We start from the raw sequence: 812 nt of genomic DNA, 5'->3' as shown, positions 1-812 counted from the left end.
TCGTTCGCTCACAGCGTTCACCAACGCAAGTGACGCTGGCACCCGGTTTCGGGCACCAGCGTCACCTTGAGAAGAATCGATGCTTCCGCTCGAAGCCTAGGCTTCGGGCTTGGACTCGCCGTCCGGCTCGGCGGACTCGTCGTCCGAGTCGGCGGGCTCGTCGTCAGGGGCTTCGGCCGTGTCCGACCCGGCGTCGTCGCCCTGAGTCTCGGCGTCGTCGATCTCCGCGAACTCCACGTCTCCTGCCGGAGCGGCTGCGCCGCCCTCTTCGGCCTCGTCGGCGAGGCTACCGTCCTCCAGCAGCCGATCGAGGTCGACGTCGTTACCGGAGGCGTCAACGACCTTCGCCTTCTCAACGACCAGCGCGAGCGCCTTGCCGCGCCGCACGTCGTCAGCCGCGGCCGGAAGCTCGCCGCTCTCGACGAGCCTCTGCGCCAGCTGGTTCGGGTCCATCCGTCGCTGCATCGCCTGCTGGACGACGTAAGAGGAGAGCTCCTCCTGAGTGACCTCGAGCTCTTCGGCCTTCACCAGCTCGTCCAGGACGAACTGCTGCACCATGTTCTCGCGGAACTGCTGCTCGAACTCCTGCCGGTGGCCGTCGTCGCCGTGGCCGTCGCTGAAGTGCTGCTCGATCTGAGCTTGGACGACCTCCTCGGGGATGGGAACCTCGCCAGTCTTCTCGAGCAGTGTTTCGAGAACCTTGTTGCGCGCCTCGGTCGCCTGTGCCACGCGGGCCTCGCGCATAGCCTGCTCGTGCAGGTCTTCCTTGAGCTCTTCAAGCGTGTCGAACTCACTGGCCAGCTGCGCGAACT

The 812-nt window shown here is 66.3% G+C and carries 1 protein-coding gene; it reads right to left on the bottom strand.

Features of this window, described 5'->3' with window-relative positions; translation table 11 throughout:
- Positions 1 to 96 precede the first annotated feature (96 nt).
- Positions 97 to 812: hypothetical protein (locus ELR45_RS41195; RefSeq protein WP_240759940.1), on the bottom strand; the 716-nt coding region annotated here is incomplete at its 5' end.

The organism is Phytoactinopolyspora endophytica, assembly GCF_004138495.1.
GTDB classification, from domain to species: domain Bacteria; phylum Actinomycetota; class Actinomycetes; order Jiangellales; family Jiangellaceae; genus Phytoactinopolyspora; species Phytoactinopolyspora endophytica.
This window is presented reverse-complemented; position numbering and strand designations above follow the sequence as displayed.